Annotated in this window: 18 protein-coding genes and 1 pseudogene; 11 read left to right on the forward strand and 8 right to left on the reverse strand. The window is 54.8% G+C overall.

The features are described 5' to 3' along the window. Window positions 1–20 precede the first annotated feature (20 nt). From BLQ41_RS31035 to BLQ41_RS22205, 4 genes are read left to right on the forward strand one after another with little or no spacing between them, the layout of a single operon-like run. Window positions 21–1322, forward strand: a complete 1302-nt coding sequence (locus tag BLQ41_RS31035) for a hypothetical protein (RefSeq protein WP_231997055.1) — start codon at window positions 21–23, stop codon at window positions 1320–1322. After that, window positions 1217–3283, forward strand: coding sequence for a hypothetical protein (locus tag BLQ41_RS31040; protein ID WP_231997056.1), 2067 nt, complete (start codon window positions 1217–1219; stop codon window positions 3281–3283). The genes BLQ41_RS31035 and BLQ41_RS31040 overlap by 106 nt, the downstream gene beginning before the upstream one ends. Beyond that, window positions 3264–4277 (forward strand): tetratricopeptide repeat protein, encoded by a 1014-nt coding sequence (locus BLQ41_RS22200; protein WP_331715167.1) that lies wholly within the window; start codon window positions 3264–3266, stop codon window positions 4275–4277. The genes BLQ41_RS31040 and BLQ41_RS22200 overlap by 20 nt, the downstream gene beginning before the upstream one ends. Window positions 4278–4282: 5 nt before the next feature. Then, window positions 4283–4714, forward strand: coding sequence for an SEL1-like repeat protein (locus tag BLQ41_RS22205; protein WP_231997057.1), 432 nt, complete (start codon window positions 4283–4285; stop codon window positions 4712–4714). Here the strand turns inward: BLQ41_RS22205 and BLQ41_RS22210 are convergent. Further along, window positions 4678–4974, reverse strand: a complete 297-nt coding sequence (locus tag BLQ41_RS22210) for a hypothetical protein (protein ID WP_090184354.1) — start codon at window positions 4972–4974, stop codon at window positions 4678–4680. The genes BLQ41_RS22205 and BLQ41_RS22210 overlap by 37 nt on opposite strands. Before the next feature lie 504 nt (window positions 4975–5478). On the opposite strand from BLQ41_RS22210, the gene BLQ41_RS22215 reads away from it, so the two are divergent. Both BLQ41_RS22215 and BLQ41_RS22220 read left to right on the forward strand, forming a co-directional pair. Continuing rightward, window positions 5479–5745 carry a DUF2790 domain-containing protein gene (locus BLQ41_RS22215; RefSeq protein WP_090184357.1) on the forward strand — a complete coding sequence of 89 codons (267 nt, stop codon included), beginning with the start codon at window positions 5479–5481 and terminating at the stop codon, window positions 5743–5745. A 90-nt stretch (window positions 5746–5835) separates the two neighbouring features. Then, window positions 5836–6231: a hypothetical protein gene (locus BLQ41_RS22220; protein WP_090184361.1), complete on the forward strand. Its 396-nt coding sequence runs from the start codon at window positions 5836–5838 to the stop codon at window positions 6229–6231. Here BLQ41_RS22220 and BLQ41_RS22225 read toward each other — a convergent pair. Continuing rightward, window positions 6228–6497, reverse strand: a complete 270-nt coding sequence (locus BLQ41_RS22225; RefSeq protein WP_090184364.1) for a DUF1652 domain-containing protein — start codon at window positions 6495–6497, stop codon at window positions 6228–6230. The genes BLQ41_RS22220 and BLQ41_RS22225 overlap by 4 nt on opposite strands. Window positions 6498–6872: 375 nt before the next feature. On the opposite strand from BLQ41_RS22225, the gene eco reads away from it, so the two are divergent. Then, window positions 6873–7355 (forward strand): serine protease inhibitor ecotin, encoded by a 483-nt coding sequence (gene eco / locus BLQ41_RS22230; protein WP_090184367.1) that lies wholly within the window; start codon window positions 6873–6875, stop codon window positions 7353–7355. Between the two features lie 30 nt (window positions 7356–7385). Here eco and ilvA read toward each other — a convergent pair. Next, window positions 7386–8381, reverse strand: a pseudogene (ilvA, locus tag BLQ41_RS22235) (threonine ammonia-lyase, biosynthetic); the annotation flags it as partial. Between the two features lie 248 nt (window positions 8382–8629). Between ilvA and BLQ41_RS22240 the strand changes: the two are divergent. After that, window positions 8630–8965, forward strand: coding sequence for a DUF2834 domain-containing protein (locus tag BLQ41_RS22240; RefSeq protein ID WP_090184374.1), 336 nt, complete (start codon window positions 8630–8632; stop codon window positions 8963–8965). Between the two features lie 44 nt (window positions 8966–9009). Here the strand turns inward: BLQ41_RS22240 and BLQ41_RS22245 are convergent, their stop codons facing one another. Together BLQ41_RS22245 and BLQ41_RS22250 are read right to left on the reverse strand one after the other, a co-directional pair. Then, complete coding sequence (locus tag BLQ41_RS22245; protein WP_090184377.1) at window positions 9010–9933, reverse strand: magnesium transporter CorA family protein; 924 nt, start codon at window positions 9931–9933, stop codon at window positions 9010–9012. A 7-nt stretch (window positions 9934–9940) separates the two neighbouring features. Beyond that, window positions 9941–11515: a RimK family protein gene (locus BLQ41_RS22250; RefSeq protein WP_090184380.1), complete on the reverse strand. Its 1575-nt coding sequence runs from the start codon at window positions 11513–11515 to the stop codon at window positions 9941–9943. Between the two features lie 92 nt (window positions 11516–11607). Here BLQ41_RS22250 and rimI point away from each other — a divergent pair, with 92 nt between their 5' ends. Further along, complete coding sequence (rimI, locus tag BLQ41_RS22255; protein WP_090184383.1) at window positions 11608–12705, forward strand: ribosomal protein S18-alanine N-acetyltransferase; 1098 nt, start codon at window positions 11608–11610, stop codon at window positions 12703–12705. Between the two features lie 27 nt (window positions 12706–12732). Here rimI and BLQ41_RS22260 read toward each other — a convergent pair whose 3' ends face one another. Then, window positions 12733–13884 carry a PQQ-dependent sugar dehydrogenase gene (locus BLQ41_RS22260; RefSeq protein WP_090184386.1) on the reverse strand — a complete coding sequence of 384 codons (1152 nt, stop codon included), beginning with the start codon at window positions 13882–13884 and terminating at the stop codon, window positions 12733–12735. 46 nt (window positions 13885–13930) lie between these two features. Continuing rightward, entirely contained in the window at window positions 13931–14278 is a 348-nt protein-coding gene (locus BLQ41_RS22265) for a hypothetical protein (protein ID WP_090184389.1), read from the reverse strand. A 193-nt stretch (window positions 14279–14471) separates the two neighbouring features. On the opposite strand from BLQ41_RS22265, the gene ku reads away from it, so the two are divergent. Beyond that, window positions 14472–15332: a non-homologous end joining protein Ku gene (gene ku / locus BLQ41_RS22270; protein WP_090184391.1), complete on the forward strand. Its 861-nt coding sequence runs from the start codon at window positions 14472–14474 to the stop codon at window positions 15330–15332. Between the two features lie 147 nt (window positions 15333–15479). Here the strand turns inward: ku and lpxO are convergent, their stop codons facing one another. Beyond that, on the reverse strand, window positions 15480–16379 hold the full coding sequence (gene lpxO / locus BLQ41_RS22275) for a lipid A hydroxylase LpxO (protein WP_090184395.1): 900 nt from the start codon (window positions 16377–16379) through the stop codon (window positions 15480–15482). Between the two features lie 496 nt (window positions 16380–16875). On the opposite strand from lpxO, the gene BLQ41_RS22280 reads away from it, so the two are divergent. Next, window positions 16876–18465 carry an ABC-F family ATPase gene (locus BLQ41_RS22280; RefSeq protein WP_090184398.1) on the forward strand — a complete coding sequence of 530 codons (1590 nt, stop codon included), beginning with the start codon at window positions 16876–16878 and terminating at the stop codon, window positions 18463–18465. Window positions 18466–18571: the final 106 nt, after the last annotated feature.

The following is an 18571-nucleotide window of genomic DNA, read 5'->3' on the forward strand; positions in this document are numbered from 1 at the left end:
ACGAATGAATGGAAGCATTTATGGAATCCAATACCAGTACTACACCTGACACCTCAACGGCACCTGCTGCACCAGCAGCAGAAGAAACCTGTACGAAGCCACCACGGGACATCGGCGAGCAGCCCGACGCTCCAGATGAAACGCCAGGCTCGCATGACAAAGTAAAAACGCCGTGTTCAACAACCTACGGCAGCGCGATTTATGACACTGAGAACGAGTCATTCTGGCTGCTTCCAGATCGCACAACCTCGGCACTCAAAGAAGCGGCTAATGATTTGGATCAAAAGGTCAGCACGAGCAAATCACCCGAGGAACGTAAAAAAGGCCTTTACAGCACCGGTTTGCTTGAATACTTCCTCGAACCCAAGTTGGGTAACTTTCTCGCGGGCGAGCAGCAAGCGCGAATGCTCGAGATTGAAGCGCAATACCCTAGCATCAGTGATCTCGATGCTACGTTGCTAGAGGCGCAGCAGCAGAGAAAGGCTGCAACAGCGCCTGCCCCGACTCCCTCGACGCCGCTCACCCGACTTGAACAAGATGACATCAAAAAGTCCGAGTGGATGGCCGCGCAACAAGACGCAACGCGGGTGCGCGGAATTCATAGTGAATGGCAAACGTTGAAGCGCGTTGCCATCGCCGCCGCCAAAGAAAAGGGCTACGCCTACGAAAGTGGAAATCTGTACTCGCCCGAAGCCATTGCGGCTCGCGAGGGCGTGCAGAAATACCTCAAAGCTCGAGAAACCTTACTCAAAGAAAAAGACCTGGCCACTTTAGGCTCCGCTGAACTTGCGCCATTGCTGGCTGCAGACAAAAAGCGGCTAGACGATGTCGCGACTTGCGGGACGAATAACCAACTCCCTCTGTGTACTTACGTACGCGACCAGGAAACACAGCGCTTAAAAAGAAAAGCGATCTATGTCGCTTACCTTGATTCCATTACCCATGTTGCTCAATACGGAATCGCGTTACCCGAATTCGCCCTGATTCCTGCAACCGGCGCTTCGGTCGAAGGTGGTGTCGACTTGTTCAAGCAATACTTGGCGCTTGAGAAGAAGCAAACGAAGTCAACGAACGCCTCAGCACAAAATATAAAGGCTGGATCGAAGCTAGCGGCCGGCAAGCCAAAGCTCCGGCAAACCTTGTTTCCCTCGAGCGTGCCGAATGGGACCGTTTGCAGGCAGAAAAAGAAAAGTTGCGGCTACAGGCTGAGAAGAACATGGAAACCGCGCCCGTTCGACGGCACCTTTTGTGGGAGCCGGAGCAATTCCAAGCCAAGCCAATGGATCGGCTCGTCAAGGATGGTTTTCCGCTGCATGAAATGAGCATGTTGGACGATCTGAAGAAACCTCTGACTTACCTCAGTATGTATTCGCTTCCAAGACTTCAAAAAACACTCAAAGACGACTGGAAAAAGGTCGGCGCCAAGGTCAAAGACCTTAAAAAGCGTCCAGGCAACAGCACTGGAAAAGCGGCCACCGACAGTGAACTTAATTTGTTCGGCCAATGGCTAGCACAGGAAGGCGCACTGCGAATCAAGGACCAGGAAAGTGACTGGTTTTCTGCTGAAGGCTGGTTCGAGATTGAAAAGTTCTACAGTTTCCTACAAGCCAAAAAGTACGAAGTCAGCGGCCTTGAAAGTGCGAGTTCCCGTAAAGAATGGGGCGTACGCTTGCAGCAAGTTCTGTTCAAAGACAATGTGCGCAAGACTTTCCGCATATTCGATATCAGCCCACAGGCGCAACTGGTTCGCTGCCTGACGTCGTCGTCCAAGGACATCATCCACGGATCAATCAAGGTCGAAGGCCCCGCTTTTACCGTAGCGGAAGGATTTAAAGCTTCGGCCAAAGCGTCATTCGGCGTCGACCTTGCCCGTGGCGAAGTCGAACTGTTCAAAGTCGATCTACCGGAACGCAGCAAAGCCAAAGAAATCACATTCACCTATCTGGACGCTGGTAGCGTCCAGCAAACCCTCAATCTGGGTCGGTTTTCGTTGTATCTCGGCGCCAAGGCCTGGGGTTATGCCGGAGCTTCCCTGCTGCTTTCCTCCGAGATAGCACTGGATGTTGGCAACGCCGGATTCCATTTGGCCCCGCCTGAACCTGTGGTCCGTACCGGAGACAAGCGAGACTTCGCTCAGACGCAAACCAGCAACCAAATCAAGGGAGCCCCCACCAACCTGCAAGTGCAGAATGGAGGCAAAGCGGCATTCAATTTATTCGCAGGTTTGCAATCAGGAATCATGGTTACCGGCGCCTTGAACTGGGCCCCTCCTTCCGAAGTCGCGCTGCTGCAAAGGGCACCCTCACCCGGGTCTAAAGGCTCGATGAAAGCCAACGAGTGGTTCAGCCTCGCCCGTTTGACCGCTGAACTAAACGTGGCGGCGGGTTTGGGCGCCAAGGGCGAAGCGAGTATTTCGCTGTATGATGGCCGCTTGATTCTGGTGCTGAAGGCTTCGTTGGTAGCGGGGCCAGGTGTGGGCGGCGCTTTCAAGTTCGAAGTGGGTTACGACGCGGTGACAGAGTTGATTAACCTGTTTCGGCGAGAGCTTTATAAAAACAAGCAGAATCCGTTTATTATGGTGGATGAAAAAGCAATTACCTTGATGTCCAATTTAAACACTTTGGCTCTCTGCGGTTTTGATGTGGGTATGGTGTATTTACTTGGGATTGACATGGTTATGTCACTCTACGAATCATTGATCGCCACGGGCAAAGGTGGGCCGATTGCAGATACTATTATTAATTATGAGAACCAAGCAGAACTTGAAGAGTGGTGCGTGAATGCAATACCGGGGGCATTGGGGCCTTTATTGCTTACACTAATTAGTCCACCAGAGGACTTTACTGTTACACTCACAAACAGTGCAGATGAGTCTTCAGACAAAGCGGGGACACGCAAATACAACGAAGACCAAGCACATCTACTTCAACAAAAAGCGATTGAACGGATTCTTGGTTGGATTCTAAATCGAGCAAAAAAACAAAATTCAATAGATAAAGCTCAGAGTCAATTCGAAGAAATTTGCGTCTGCATGAATCGCTTCGGAGTTAAACCTACAGAATACGGGCAGCCGTATTGCGAGAATCGCTTGGCCCTTGATAATTTTATGGCAGAAGCTGTTCTTCGGCTAACTGAACGAGACGGAGATGACATGCGCGCCGACTACAGATCTCATGTAAAAGTACTTGGAGCTAACAGAGACGGATACTGCCAGCGCAGTCAATATTTCGGGCGCACTTACATTCCGGCTGGAAAAACAACCTATGTTGGGCCGACTCACTAAATCCAGAGAAGGGAAAAACATGTCATCGAGAGTACTCCTGGCGATTATCTTTTTATTAATGAGCCCTAGATACGTATCGGCACAACTCAACTTAGAGCAGAAGCTTTCAAAAGATAAAGGGCTAGTGCTTTTCAACCAACTTAAAGCTGTATCCGCCGTTCCTTTTTTGACTGTTGCCGCGGAAGCTGGGGATTACGAAGCACAATATTTTCTAGCAGAATCATTGAGAACAAAAAACCACTACATGACCACGGACGCCAGACATTGGTATGAAGCTGCTGCTGCTCAAGGTGACCTGTATGCCATGATCCAACTCGGCCGCAGCAAAAATGATATTTGCGACCTGAAAAATGATTGCCCCAAAGATAAAAAGAAACCGGTTGAGTGGTTAAATGAAGCCCGAGATTTAGCAAAACCCAAAGCAGAAGCAGGAGACGCCGAAGCTATGTACATCATGTACGAGCTTACGCTAGAAAAAAACTGGCTTGCAAAATCAGCCTCGGCCGGTTTTGCGCTTGCACAATATTGGATGGCCGTGGGCTACAAGCAAGGTGATGAATTTCTTCTACCATGGAAGCGCACGGAAGCAATTGAAAAATGGTTCAAAGCCTCTGCAGAGGGCGGATATCCAAAATCGATGATGGAATATGCGGCGATCTTGTACGAAAAGGGAGATATGGATGGTTTTCGCCATTGGAATGAACAAGCAGCATTGGCAGGCTACGCATCTACAGTTTATGGCTATGGATCCGATTTAGCTCATGAACCAGATAAATATGGCTTTCCATTCGACATAATTAAAGGCTATGCACTTGTATACTCTTTGAGAGAACTCGACGGCGGTGGCGGGATTCAGGCCAGAGTCGAAAGCAAACTCCCAAAAATTGCGGCAAAGATGACACCCGAACAGATAATTGAAGCTAAAGAGTTCGCTCAGAAATGGAAGATTACTCATCCTCCACTTTCATTTTTCCCTGATAAGCTGAGTCGTTAAACGCGGTGAAAAATTTATTTTTATGGGGCCTATTAGCACTGACATTTTTAGCTAGCGCGCAAACTCAACTAACACCTGAAGCAAACACAGCCAAGACAAAAGGAATAGTACTTTACAATCAATACAAATCAGTTTCAGCCACCCAATACCTAACAGTAGCCGCAGAGGCTGGCGACGCTGAAGCGCAATATCATTTGGGTGAATCGCTCAGGAGGAAAAATCATTACATGAATCCTGAAGCACGAAAGTGGTATGAGGCCTCTGCTGCACAAGGGGATCTTTATGCCATGATTCAGCTTAAACGTAGCGAAAAAGATCTATGTACGTTTTCAAATGATTGTCCTCCTGATATAAAAAATCCAGCGCCTACGGGCGCTGGATTGTTTGGGAATTTCAGAGGTCAGACCGGCGCCTTCCACCCCATCATCCGTTGCTGAGCCACCTGCAACAGATCAAAACCATCCTGAGTCAGCAGGTAAACCGCATGCGTAATGTGTGGAATGTCTTGAACATCGCCGTGCTTGAAGCATTGGCAGTGGAGCGTTTCGAGTAGCTGGCTGGAGGCTCGGATGCGCTGTAGCGCGGCTTCGAGAATGTCTTGGGGATTGGCTTCTGTGTCGATCAACAACGGACTTGAGTCGGTGACGCCGCTGTTGATTGAACGATAGCGACCTGGGAACGGATTTAGCGTTGGCATAGTAATTACTCGATGATTGGTTAGTAATCGCCAGCACCGTGACCAAACGATGGAGGCGGCTGTGTACAGGCTTGGTCAACCGACACCATCAAATCGGTTCGCCCGAAGGCGTCCAGCACACAGCCACCATTGCAACGCACGACTCGGACGTGGAAATCCGCAGCGCAAATGATGGCACAAAACTGTGCGATGGCATCAGGTGACCAAACCCGATCGCTGATTTTGCAGCGAGCCCAAACACTAACCGCCCACCCCATCAGGCGAAAGTCGACAAGTCATCTGACCGTGTAGGACCAAGCCGAACATCCCGTAGATCGTTTCCCACATGAAACTTCTGACAGAAACGCCTCACGACAGACGGCATTCAGCCGGGTTAACCATCACTTAACTCCGCGGTCCAAAACTTTACTGGACCGCACGCCCTCAGAGTCCTCTGACGCCCAGTGCGGCAGGTTCGACGCCAATCCGTCGAGCTGACTTAACGTCTGCACGGGAGATCGTCACATGAACATCCGCACACTGCTGGTTACTTCTGCCCTCGCCTGCACCGCATTCACCGGGCTGGCCCAGGCCAATGACACTTCCTCCTCGCAAGCCGTGCCCTATCACTACGGCATGCCGCTGAATATCAAGAAGGTCGTTGCCCTGACCGAGCCCCAGACGCTGGAGTGCAAAGTGATTACCGCTGACATGAAATACATCGATACCTCCGGCAAGCCTGAAGAAATCAGCTACCGAAAACTTTCCGACGCTTGCAGTTATCAGAACTGACTGAAAAGTCTGATTGTGCACTTTGCGGTATTCCTGTGAGGGGTTCTGGCGCTATGCTTTGCGCCTCCCTCACTGCCGCAAGGATTGGCCATGCAGTTTTCGTTTCGTACCTTGTCGACCTTCACTTCCCTTTTGTGTTTTCTGCTGGCTCTGGTCTGGGGTTTCGTACCGGACGGGTTGCTTGCGATCTGGAGCATTGAATATTCATCTGCGGCGGGGTTTGTAGCGCGACGCAGTGCGGTGCTGTTTGCAGCGCTGGGGGTTATTTTTTATCTGGTGCGAAACGAGGCACCATCGGTCACTCGCGGCGCACTGAGCACCGGGTTTACCGTCGGATGTTTCGGTTTGGCGACGTTGGGCTTCGGCGAATGGCTCAATGGCCATGCCGGTCCGGGCATTCTGCTGGCAGTGTTGGTCGAGCTGGCGCTGGGACTGGGATTCATCCAGACCCGGCGCGCATCGGCGGAACTCGAAACTGCAGGTTAAAGCGCTTTTCTGTCGGGATGCAGGGTCTGAATGGCGGAACGATGTTCCAGGTCAAAGCGCAGTCCAGCAATCAGGTCATTGATTTCCCGGCAACCATTGAGCTGCTTGGCATTTATTCCGCTCACCACCAGATCAAGGTGATCGGTTGCACCGTCGGCATATACCTTTACGGTCATCGACAGGTCCGGCGACAGCGTGCACTGGCAGCGTCTCGGCAAAAAGCTGCTTTCAACGATATTGCGAAGTTCCAAGGCAGAAAGAAACATGGCGACCCTCTCCTAAATGTGAGATTGCCAATTAAATTTCAACGTCGGTGGGTGCTGAGATCTCTCGCTTTACTTCCTTTGCGGGGCTTCTACGTCTCGACATCGCACCGTTTTCTCGTTCAGGTTGACTCAATACTGTCCCGGCCAACTTAAGACTTGTTGAGCATAAAACATGCCGGGAATTTCGCTGTGCAGTTCATCGGCAAATCAATGATTTACTGACACAGCCAATAAATGGCCTCATGCAATATGCAAGGAAGGCCGGTTTCAGCCCTGCAATTTCCCCGAGCGGGTTTGCATTAGCTGAAGGCGGCAGTAAGAATGCGCCCAGTAATTTCAGTATCCGCTGACCCTACTTACACGCAAGGAGGCATCATGGGTTCTTTGACCCTGATCAATACCGTTGGGCTGATTGTTGCCGGCCTGTCGACTGTAGCTCATGCCGCAAAACTGGAAACCGTCGCGCCGTTTCCCAAGCCCGAGAGCGGTTACACCCGCCAGGTCATCCACGTTGCCCCGCAACCGCAGGAAGAAAACTTTCAGGTCGAGGTGCTCGCCGGCAAGACCCTGACCGTGGACTGCAACCGCCAGCGTCTGGGCGGCATCCTTGAAGAAAAAAACCTCGAGGGTTGGGGTTATCCCTTCTACCGCCTGGAGAAAGTCATCGGCCCGATGAGCACGCTGATGGCCTGTCCTGATGGCAAAAGCAAACAGGACTTCGTGCCTGTGGTCGGCGACGGCTTCATGTTGCGTTACAACAGCAAGCTGCCAATCGTGCTTTACGTGCCCAAGGACGTTGAAGTTCGTTATCGGATCTGGTCTGCGTCAAGCAAGGTCGAAAAAGCCGTTCAGGAATAACACCCGCCTCCTTCATGCCGGTGCGCCACTCAACGCGGCGCGCTCGGCGACATGGCGCAAACTGTCAAAGTTGATGTTGGCGCCCGAGTCGATCGCCACCAATGTCTGGCCATGCACACCGGTTTGTGCGACATACTTTTTGATACCCGCTACCGCCAACGCGCCGGAAGGTTCGGTGATCGAGCGGGTATCGTCGTAGATATTCTTGATGGCGGCACACAGTTCGTCATTGGAAACCGTCAGCACTTCATCGACACAAAACCGGCAGACCTCAAATCCATAGGCGCCGATCTGCGCAACGGCCACGCCATCGGCGAAGGTGCCTACGTTGGGCAGGACCACGCGCTCATTCGCCCGCAATGCAGCGTACAAACACGCGGAATGTTCTGACTCGACGCCGATGATGCGGATGTCCGGGCGCAGGTATTTAACGTACGCCGCGATACCGGCGATCAAGCCTCCACCGCCCACCGGGACGAAGATCGCATCCAGCGGCCCTTGATGCTGGCGAAGGATCTCCATGGCCACGGTGCCCTGCCCCGCGATCACGTCCGGGTCGTCGAAGGGCGAAACGAAGGTGCGACCGCTTTGTTTGGCCAGGCTAAGCGCATATTCGAGGGCAAATGGAAAACTTTCTCCGTGCAGCACGGCATCGGCACCACGACTGCGGACCCCGAGCACTTTCAGCTCAGGCGTCGTGCAGGGCATGACGATAGTGGCAGCAATTCCTAACTCTCGCGCGGCCAGCGCCACGCCTTGGGCATGATTACCTGCCGAAGCGGTGATCACCCCGCGAGCCTTTTGCTCGTCACTTAGCTGCACGAGCTTGTTGTAGGCACCGCGAATCTTGAAGGAAAAGGTCGGCTGTAAATCCTCGCGCTTGAGCAGGACCTGATTACCCAGGGCTTCGGACAACGCCGGCGCCGCTTGCAACGGCGTACGCACGGCCAGTTCATACACGGGCGCGGCCAGGATCTTTTTTACGTAATGCTCAAGCAAGGTCTGCTGGGCGGGTGTCGTGCTCATGGTCGTCTCCTGACGTTGATCGCAACCCAGGAGACAGAAAGTAAAAACCCGCCTCGAGGGCGGGTTGGGTGCTGCAGTCGTGAGCTAGCCCGCCAAATAAGGAATGGCGGTAATAATGCTTGGCTGGCAGCGCAGTACGGTGAAAGTCATGACTGGAAATTAGCCGGGCGCCGATGGCAAGTCAATGGTCAATTTCCTTTGGCCTCTGTAGGCTGGCGACTCTGCTCATTGTCCCAAGGAAGGAAACCATGAAGTCTGTCGCCCTGCCCCTCATTGCCCTGCTTGCCTTTGCCGGTTACACCGTTTCGGTGATGCTCCAGGCTGAGCAGTCGTTGATCGACTTCGGCATCAGCCTGATGTCACGCCCGGATACAGCGCAGGTGGTGATTGATCTTTATCTGTTGGCGATTCTGGCCGGGATCTGGATGTATCACGATGCGCGCAAGCGTGGGCAGTCGGGGTTGTCGGTGATTCCGTATTTGTTGATCACGGCGATTTTCGTGTCTGTCGGGCCGTTGTTGTACCTCGTGGTTCGGGGGCTTAAGAACCCTAAGAACTGCGTCGATGCAGGCCAGCAAGCCTGATCCATAAGTTCTTGCTCGCGAAGGCGGTCTGAAAGACAACACAGTCATTTCGCCAACCGCCTGAGCCCAAGCACCATCGCTCCAGCCCCAACCATCATCGCCGTCAGAAACAACGGATACGACACCCACCACGGCGTGTCCCGGGTCATCATGCTGAACTCGGACATGCCGCCAATGCTCGCGATCAGGTTCAGCGGCAAAAACACCACGTTAATTAATGTCAGTTTGCGCAGCAGGTTGTTCATGCTGTTGTTCATCAGGTTGCCCCGGGCGTCGATCAGCCCGGAGAACACCGTGGAATAGATTTCCGCCTGTTTGTAGCACTGGTTGTTTTCGATGATCAGGTCGTCGATCAGGCCAATGGCTTCGGCGCTGAAGTGTTCCTTGGCCGCATGGTTGCGCAGCCGTGTCAGCACCGCACCGTTGCTGTGAATCGCGTTGATGTAATAGATCAGGCTTTCGCTGAGGTTGAACATCTGGATCAGGTGTTGGTTCTGCATCGATGCGTTGAATTTCTGTTGCAACTCCCGGGCAACCATCTTGATCACCTTCAGGTGACCTAAATAGTGATGGATGTTGTGGAACAGCAGGTCGAGCAACACATCCAGCGGCGTATTCAACGGCTGCCGGGCGCCTAGCCCATGCAGCGGCGAGTCGTCGGTAGCGATCACTAGCAGGCGCTGTGCGGAAAACAGCAGGCCACAGGACGACACTTCAAACGCCAGGCTTCCTGCTCCGGAATAATTTTCCGGGCGCTTCCAGATCAGGAACAGGTTATCGGGGTGAAACTCGATGCGCGACACCTCATCAGGGTCCAGCGCCGAAGCCAGGGCGTGTTCATCAAGTTTGAAGTGGCTGTGCAGCAGATCCCGTTCCGCCGCGTCGGGGTTGCTGAACAACATCACCTCAGCATCCAGCCGCTCGACCGCATGCAAGGTACCGCCGGCCAGTTGAAAGCTTTTGATCATTGGCGTTTCACCAGGCCTGGCCGCGACGTTTCAGTTCGAGCCGGCGGACGAACTCTTCAAGCACCAGCGAATACAGATCGTCCTGCAAGTACGCATCTTCAATCCCGGCGTCCATGTTCGGGTTATCGTTGACTTCGATCACCACCACTTTGTCGCCGGACTGCTTGAGATCCACGCCATATAGGCCGTCGCCGATCAGGTTCGCGGTTTTCACCGCCAGCTCCACCACCGCGCGCGGGGCTTCGTGGACTGCCAGGGTGCGGCACTCGCCGTTGACGTCCTGGCCCTTGGCCTTGTGGTTGTAGATTTGCCAATGGCCCTTGGACATGAAGTACTGGCAGGCGAAGATCGGTTTACGGTTAAGCACGCCGATGCGCCAATCGTATTCGGTGTAAAAGAATTCCTGAGCCAGCAACAGTACGGAGTGTTCGAACAGTTCGGCCGTGGCGTCGAGCAAGGCTTGCTGGCTTTCGACCTTGATCACTCCACGGGAGAAGCAGCCGTCCGGGATCTTCAGTACCAACGGAAAGCCCAGGCGTTCGCCGACCCGTTCGAAATCTTCCGGTCGTTCCTTGTAAAGGATTTCAGTGGCGGGCATGCCGAGTTGATGACTTTTGAGCAGGTCAGTCAGATACACCTTGTTGGTGCAGCGCAGGATCGAAGCGGGATCATCCATCACCACCAGCCCTTCACTTTCGGCTTTTTTCGCGAAGCGGTAGGTGTGGTTGTCGACACTGGTGGTCTCGCGGATCAGCAATCCGTCGTACTCGGCGATACGCGAGTAATCCTTGCGCTCGATCAACTCCACATCGATGCCCAACGTCTTGCCGACGCGTACGAAGTTGTCCAGGGCCTTGGCGTTAGAGGGCGGCAACGCTTCCTGTGGGTCATGCAGGATGGCCAGGTCATAACGGGCCAGCCGTGGTGAGCGCGGCACACGCCATATCTTGCGACTGAAACTGTCCAGAGAGTGGGCAAACTGATCTTCCTGATCTTCGCGCAACTTATGCAGGGCACCAGACTTTATGCCTTCGATGTGCCAGCCGTTAGTTTTTCTGAACTCAACTAACAATATCGGACAAGGAAACACTTCAAATAATTGCCGAGCCAGATCCTGCAACGGTTCGATATTGGTTTTTCCGAAATACAGCGTCAGGGTAAAGCCTTCGGTATCACTGTAAAGATGATTGCTTAGGGCTTTTTCCAGAAGTTTATCCAGGTCGTCAAGTGCCAAGCCATACAACGATTTTCTGGTCAGCTCGCTGATGGTCCGCACCGACGGAATGACCTTGTGCCCACGGGCTTCGGCCAGCAACGAGCAGTAATAGCCGTGCCCCAGGTACTTGTAGCTGCGGCACAGGTTGATTACCTGTATGCGCTTGCCCTGTCCGTTGTCTCGGGTCTGCTCGAGGTATTCCTGGGCGCTGACGATGTCCTCGCTGGGGAAATACGACGCCCAGTCTTCCTTGCGTTCGACGATGATAATCAATTGACTTGAAGGTTTGTTTGCATCACTTAAATAAGTTGCTGCCGGCAAAGTTTGCTCGGATACTTCGCGCCAATGACCTTGTACCGCTGACATAGTGATTGATCCGTTGGAGAACAAGACCTTTCCTATTAAGCACGAACTTTTTCGAAAGTCTCGTTTAGTTACGCAACTTTTACGGCGGTCATATGAACACTGTCTTTCGCCTGGCAACGCTTGCAGACTTGCCAACGCTACTCGAACTGGAACAGCAATGTTTCACCACCGATCGGCTCAACAGCCGCAGTTTTCAGTGGATGATCACACGGGCTAACGGTCAGTTGCTGGTGGCCCAGCGAGGTCAGCAGCTGCTGGGTTACGCCGTGGTGCTGTTTCACAGGGGCACCTCATTGGCGCGGCTTTACTCGATTGCGATCGCCCCTGATGCTCGCGGCAGCGGGCTGGGCAAGCAGTTGCTCGAACGCATCGAGGCCTGCGCCCTTGAGCATGATTGCGCCTACCTGCGGCTTGAGGTGCGTATCGACAACCCGGCAGCAATTGCCCTGTATGAGCGTAACGGCTACCGGCGATTCGCATTGATCCATGACTATTACCAGGACCATGCCGATGCGTTGCGGCTGGAAAAACGCATTCTCCAACACCGCGATTCGCGCAACATCAAGGTCCCTTATTACTCGCAAACCACCGATTTCACCTGTGGCCCGGCCTGCCTGCTGATGGCGATGGGAGCGCTGCAAGGCGAACGATTACTGGAGCGTCGCGAGGAACTGCAAATCTGGCGCGAGGCGACGACGGTATTCATGACCTCCGGTCACGGTGGTTGCAGCCCGCAGGGTCTGGCGCTGGCGGCGTGGCGACGGGGGTTTCGGGTGCAGTTGCAGCTGAGCTTGGCAGGGCCGTTGTTTCTCGATGGTGTGCGAGATGAGCATAAAAAAGACGTAATGCGCTTGGTGCATGAGGAGTTCACCACGCAATTGCAAGAAACCGATGTGGAACGAGTGATCGGTGGGCCGCTGGATCTTGCGCATTTGCTGCACGATGGTGGCCAACCGCTGGTGCTGATCAGCAGCTATCGGTTGACTCGCTCCAAGGCGCCGCATTGGGTGATCGTCACCGATTGCGATGACGAGTTCGTCTACCTGCATGACCCGGATGTGGACCACAGCCAACATCGTCAGCCGATGGACTGCCAGCACTTGCCGGTCAGCCGTGGGGAGTTCGAGAAAATGTGCACTTTCGGGCGCGGCAAGTTGCGCGCTGCAGTGATCCTGTATGCCCGCTCATGAGCCTCATAATCACAGCCGCAGAACGTGCTACTTCAGGCCGATCCTGTACAAGCCGCCATCGTCCTCATCAGTCAGCACATACAAGTAGCCATCCGGCCCCTGCCGCACATCGCGAATGCGTTTGCCCAGTTCGCCGAGCAAACGTTCTTCGTGAACCACTTTGCCGCCTTCGAGTTGCAAGCGGATCAGCTCCTGGCTTACCAGCGCGCCGATGAACACGTTGTGCTGCCAGGGCTTGAAGCGATCAGCGTCGTAGAACGCCATGCCGCTAAGGCCAGGGGACTTTTCCCAGACATGGTGCGGGGGCACGGTGCCTTCAGCGGTCTTGCCCTTGGCTTCCGGGATCGGTTCGCCGGAATAGTTGATGCCGTGAGTCGCCAGCGGCCAACCGTAATTCTTGCCGCGCTCGATGATGTTGATTTCATCGCCGCCCCGAGGGCCATGCTCATTTTCCCAGAGGGTCCCGGCCCACGGATTGAGCGCCGCACCCTGAGGGTTGCGATGTCCATAGGACCAGATTTCCGGGCGTACACCGGCCTGGCCGACAAAGGGATTGTCGTCTGGCACTTTACCGTCGGGATAAATCCGCACGACCTTGCCTTGCAACTTGTCGAGGTCCTGAGCCGTTGGCCGGTCATTGTTTTCGCCCAGGGTGATGAACAGGTAGCCATCCCGATCGAACACCAACCGTGAGCCGAAGTGATTACCGACGGAAAGCTTGGGTTCCTGGCGGAAGATCACTTTGAAATCCTTCAGGGTTTTCAAGTCTTCAGACAATTGTCCTCGCCCGACCGCCGTGCCGGCCTTGTCACCCGCGCCGCCACCCTCGGCGTAAGACAGATAAACCGTGCGGTCCTGCTTGAAGTCAGGCGACAGCACCACATCCAGCAAACCACCCTGCCCCTTGGCCCAAACCTTCGGCACGCCATCGATCGGTGCTGAAAGCTTGCCTGCGTAATCGACGACTCGCAGGTTGCCGGGCCGTTCGGTCACCAGCATGCCCTTGCGATCAGGAAGGAACGCCAGGGACCACGGATGCTCCAGGCCCTTGGCAATCGGCGTGACTTCGAGGGAGCCCTGCTCGCTGTTCATCTCCTGAGTTGGCGCCGCCATAACGGGCGCCGTGGCGGTGAGCAGTACGCTGGCGCAAAAAGTGGCCAGGAGGGTTTTACGCAACATGCACGAATCCTTTTGTCGTTCAAATGGCCGGCAAAAACACTGCCGTTCAACGGTTATTGGTGTCGTCGTCTCGATGCGGCGGATTGGGAATGAATTTCGGAGGGTTGGCGGGCGGCGACCGATCCTGTGGGTAGCGATTGCCGATGCCGCCATTGTCGAGCGTCGGCGGCCGTGGCACCGGCACCGTGTTCGGCCCGCGAATCGTCGGGGCACTCGGTTGCGTGCCTTGCATGCTATTGGGATTGGCCCGGTGAATCGGGCTGTTGTAAGGATTGCTCGACGTGCCCGTCGGGCTCTGCGCCAGCAGCATTGATGAAGGTTGCGCTGCCTGGGCCAGACTGTTCAGCAGGCCACTGAATGCCAATACCGTACAGACGAATACAAGTCTGTTCATGGGGAGCCTCTCTACGCCAGCGTGGATAGGGTCTTCGATAGCACGCTACGCCGGGGGTTCGGATTTGTTAACCAAAACCTCCTTCACAAGATGTAACACCGGGTGACCGCCCAGCAAAACCGGACCGCAGCCCGCTGAAACTTTTTCGCGGCGACGCAGGTCACCTGAACACATCACTTGCGAGTAGGCGACCATGGCACGGGCAATCTGGAAAGGCGCAATCAGTTTCGGTCTGGTGCATATCCCTGTGGCGCTGGTCTCGGCGACGTCTTCCCAGGGCGTGGATTTTGACTGGCTGGACAGTCGCAGCATGGAGCCGGTGGGCTACAAGCGCATCAACAAGGTCACTGGCAAGGAAGTCACCAAAGAGCACATCGTCAAAGGTGTGCAGTACGAGAAAGGTCGCTACGTGGTCCTCAGCGAAGAGGAAATCAAATCGGCGCACCCCTTATCGACGCAGTCCATCGACATCTTTTCCTTTGTCGACAGCGACCAGATTCCCCTGCAAAACATCGACACGCCCTATTACCTGGCACCGGATAAACGCGGCGGAAAAGTCTATGCGCTGTTGCGCGAAACCCTCAGCAAAACCAATAAAGTCGCGCTGGCGCACGTTGTGCTGCATACCCGACAGCATCTGGCCGCACTAATGCCACTGGAGTCGGCGCTGGTATTGGTGATGTTGCGCTGGCCTGCCGAAGTCCGCAGCCTCGATACGCTGGAACTCGGCACTGAAGTGACCAAACCCGAACTGGCCAAGGGTGAGCTGGATATGGCCAAGCGACTGGTTCAGGACATGAGCGGCGACTGGAGCCCCGAGGACTACCGCGACAGCTTCGAAGACAAGATCATGGCGCTGGTCGAGAAGAAAGCCAATGAAGGCAAGATCGAGGATGTCGAGACAGCGACCGGGGAAGAAGAACGCAAAACCGCTGACGTTATTGATTTGACTGAATTGCTTAAACGCAGCCTGGGCGGCAAGAGTGCCGGCAAGGCCAAGCCGGCGACTAAACCGACTGCGCAGAAAAAAGCCACGAAGACTTCTCGTGGCTGATTGATGATTTTGCGGTGGGGCTTAAGGTCCCATCGCGGGCAAGCCCGCTCCCACAGAGTTCAGTGTCAGCTCAATAATTGGCGGCAAGCGCTGAACCTTGTGGGAGCGGGCTTGCCCGCGAAGAGGCCATACGCCACAGCTCAACATTCAGATCAGCACAATAACTGCCAGCAACCCACCGAAGAGCGCCCACTTCTCAAGGTAATACCGCTTGCGATTAGTCTTCTTCAGCGCCTTGCCGCGCAAGCGGATCTTGTAGATTTTGGTGAATAACCGATTGATCCCACCGGTCTTGTCCCCTACCTCGTTCGGTGCACCGGCGGCCGACATCACGTTACGGCTGAACCAGGCGTTGAAGGCCGCTGCCCAGCGGTATTTCATCGGTCGCTCAACGTCGCAGAACAGAATGATGCGGTTCTGCTGCGTGGTGTTTTCAGCGTAATGAATGAACGTCTCGTCGAACATCACCGCTTCGCCGTCGCGCCAGTGGTAATTCTGACCGTCGACATTGATGTAGCAACCGGGGTCGTTTGGCGTGTTCAGGCCCAGATGGTAACGATACGAGCCTGCATACGGGTCGCGGTGACGGACCAGTTTGGAACCCGGTGGCAGTTCGGCGAACATTGCCGCTTTTACCGAGCCAATACCCTGCAGCAATTCAGTGGTGCGTGGGCAGAGTTTCGTGGCTGAAGGATGGCTGTCGCCGTACCACTTCAAGTAGAAACGCTTCCAGCCGGTCTTGAAAAACGAGTTGAAGCCTACATCGTCGTATTGATTCGAGCGCTTGATTTCACCAGCCTGCAGCAGGTTCTGGCCTTCGGCGCGGATTTCTTCCCAATGGTCCTGCAACGGACTCAGATCAGGAAAGTCGGCCGGATTGAGGTAAGGCTTGTTGGGGATTTTCGAGAACAAGTAGAGGAAGCAATTGATCGGCGCCAGAAACGTCGAGTGATCGCTCAGTTGACGGCCCAGTTTGTGGCGCACCCGACCGCGCAGGTGGACGTACGCAATGGAGACAACATATATAGCGGCAATTATCAGTTTCACGGGAAATCGTCACACGTCAGAAGTAAACAAACTGCATTCCCGGGAGGCCTCGCGCCCCTGGGCTTGTGTGCAGCGTCTGAATACACAACAGCGGTCTCAATGATGCGTTCTTGAGCCTGTGCCGACTGTCGGCAAAAGCTCGATAGATGGCATTTTAGCCATGGTTTGTAACAAATAGTTAGCTTGCAAATGTGAAAATCTGTCCGCTGATGCCACCAAAGTGCCCGCGGAGTCTCAACGCCCTATCGTTTAAAGAGCCAGACCAGTACAATCGCCGCCAAACATTACGCGCCCCCCTTGGTTGATGACGGGAATGAACCCCGTCTCAGCGCACTTCGACTCGGGCCAAGCGCTCCATTGCTGCTGTCCACTTATTGCCAGATGGACCTTCCGCTTCTGACCGGGATGCATTTCCTGTGGTTCGAAAACCGGAAACGGGTACTGAATCGGTACTGCCGCACCCTTAGCTATTCTGAATGCTTCGCAGGAAAAACCTTTGATCTCTACAGCTAACATCACGATGCAGTTCGGCGCCAAGCCGCTATTCGAAAACGTTTCGGTCAAATTCGGCGCGGGCAACCGCTACGGCCTGATCGGTGCCAACGGTTGCGGCAAGTCGACGTTCATGAGAATCCTCGGCGGCGACCTTGAGCCATCCGGCGGGCAGGTCATGCTCGAGCCGAACGTGCGTCTGGGTAAATTGCGCCAGGACCAGTTCGCCTACGAAGAATTCACCGTCATCGACACCGTGATCATGGGTCACGAAGAGCTGTGGAAGGTCAAGGCCGAGCGCGACCGCATCTACTCGCTGCCGGAAATGACCGAAGAAGACGGCATGGCCGTGGCCGAGCTGGAAACCGAGTTCGCCGAAATGGACGGCTACACCGCCGAATCCCGTGCCGGCGAATTGCTGCTGGGCCTGGGTATCGGCATCGAGCAGCACTTCGGCCCGATGAGTGAAGTGTCCCCGGGCTGGAAACTGCGCGTTTTGCTGGCCCAGGCGTTGTTCTCCGATCCTGAAGTGCTGTTGCTCGACGAACCGACCAACCACCTGGACATCAACACCATCCGCTGGCTGGAAAACATTCTGACCCAGCGCTCCAGCCTGATGATCATCATCTCTCACGACCGTCACTTCCTGAACAGCGTGTGCACCCACATGGCTGACCTGGATTACGGCGAGTTGCGCCTGTTCCCGGGCAACTACGACGAGTACATGACCGTGGCGACCCAGTCCCGCGAGCAACTGCTGTCGGACAACGCCAAGAAGAAAGCTCAAATCTCGGAACTGCAATCGTTCGTCAGCCGCTTCTCGGCCAACGCCTCGAAAGCCAAGCAAGCGACCTCCCGCGCCAAGGCGATCGACAAGATCCAGCTGGCCGAAGTCAAGCCTTCGAGCCGTGTGAGCCCATTCATCCGCTTCGAACAAACCAAGAAGCTGCACCGTCAGGCGGTCATCGTCGAGCGCATGGCCAAAGGCTTCGATGGCAAGCCGCTGTTCAAGGACTTCAGCTTCCAGGTTGAAGCCGGCGAACGCGTTGCGATCATCGGCCCGAACGGTATCGGTAAAACCACCCTGCTGCGCACCTTGGTCAACGAACTGACCCCGGATGCCGGCACCGTGAAGTGGACCGACGCCGCGGAATTGGGCTACTACGCCCAGGACCACGCGCACGACTTCGAAGACGACTGCAACCTGTTCGACTGGATGGGCCAATGGACCCAGGGCGGCGAGCAAATCGTTCGTGGCACCCTCGGCCGTATGCTGTTCTCCAACGACGAGATCCTCAAGTCGGTCAAGGTCATCTCCGGTGGTGAACAAGGTCGCATGCTGTTCGGCAAGCTGATCCTGCAAAAGCCGAACGTGTTGATCATGGACGAACCGACCAACCACTTGGACATGGAATCCATCGAGGCGCTGAACCTGGCGCTGGAGAACTATCCGGGCACGCTGATCTTCGTCAGCCACGACCGTGAGTTCGTATCGTCCCTGGCCACCCGCATCATCGAGCTCAGCCCTAGCGGTGTGATCGACTTCAGCGGCACCTATGACGACTACCTGCGTAGCCAGGGCGTTGTGTTCTAAACGTTCGCTATAAATGAAGAGCCCCGTCCTGGTGACGGGGCTTTTTTTTAAGATCAAAAGATCGCAGCCTCGTTTCACTCGACAGCTCCTACATTGGAATGCGTTC

Origin of the sequence: Pseudomonas arsenicoxydans (assembly GCF_900103875.1) — a bacterium.
In the GTDB taxonomy this organism is placed as follows: Bacteria; Pseudomonadota; Gammaproteobacteria; order Pseudomonadales; family Pseudomonadaceae; genus Aquipseudomonas; species Aquipseudomonas arsenicoxydans.

Excerpts from the sequence above, each read along its gene's own strand:
- BLQ41_RS22265 (WP_090184389.1), bottom strand. The coding sequence starts at position 14,278 with ATGAACAGACTTGTATTCGTCTGTACGGTATTGGCATTCAGTGGCCTG.
- rimI (WP_090184383.1), top strand. The coding sequence starts at position 11,608 with ATGAACACTGTCTTTCGCCTGGCAACGCTTGCAGACTTGCCAACGCTA.
- BLQ41_RS31040 (WP_231997056.1), top strand. The coding sequence starts at position 1,217 with ATGGAAACCGCGCCCGTTCGACGGCACCTTTTGTGGGAGCCGGAGCAA.
- BLQ41_RS22220 (WP_090184361.1), top strand. The coding sequence starts at position 5,836 with ATGCAGTTTTCGTTTCGTACCTTGTCGACCTTCACTTCCCTTTTGTGT.
- BLQ41_RS22215 (WP_090184357.1), top strand. The coding sequence starts at position 5,479 with ATGAACATCCGCACACTGCTGGTTACTTCTGCCCTCGCCTGCACCGCA.
- BLQ41_RS22260 (WP_090184386.1), bottom strand. The coding sequence starts at position 13,884 with ATGTTGCGTAAAACCCTCCTGGCCACTTTTTGCGCCAGCGTACTGCTC.
- eco (WP_090184367.1), top strand. The coding sequence starts at position 6,873 with ATGGGTTCTTTGACCCTGATCAATACCGTTGGGCTGATTGTTGCCGGC.
- BLQ41_RS22225 (WP_090184364.1), bottom strand. The coding sequence starts at position 6,497 with ATGTTTCTTTCTGCCTTGGAACTTCGCAATATCGTTGAAAGCAGCTTT.
- BLQ41_RS31035 (WP_231997055.1), top strand. The coding sequence starts at position 21 with ATGGAATCCAATACCAGTACTACACCTGACACCTCAACGGCACCTGCT.
- BLQ41_RS22210 (WP_090184354.1), bottom strand. The coding sequence starts at position 4,974 with ATGCCAACGCTAAATCCGTTCCCAGGTCGCTATCGTTCAATCAACAGC.
- BLQ41_RS22245 (WP_090184377.1), bottom strand. The coding sequence starts at position 9,933 with ATGATCAAAAGCTTTCAACTGGCCGGCGGTACCTTGCATGCGGTCGAG.
- ku (WP_090184391.1), top strand. The coding sequence starts at position 14,472 with ATGGCACGGGCAATCTGGAAAGGCGCAATCAGTTTCGGTCTGGTGCAT.
- BLQ41_RS22200 (WP_331715167.1), top strand. The coding sequence starts at position 3,264 with ATGTTGGGCCGACTCACTAAATCCAGAGAAGGGAAAAACATGTCATCG.
- BLQ41_RS22240 (WP_090184374.1), top strand. The coding sequence starts at position 8,630 with ATGAAGTCTGTCGCCCTGCCCCTCATTGCCCTGCTTGCCTTTGCCGGT.
- BLQ41_RS22250 (WP_090184380.1), bottom strand. The coding sequence starts at position 11,515 with ATGTCAGCGGTACAAGGTCATTGGCGCGAAGTATCCGAGCAAACTTTG.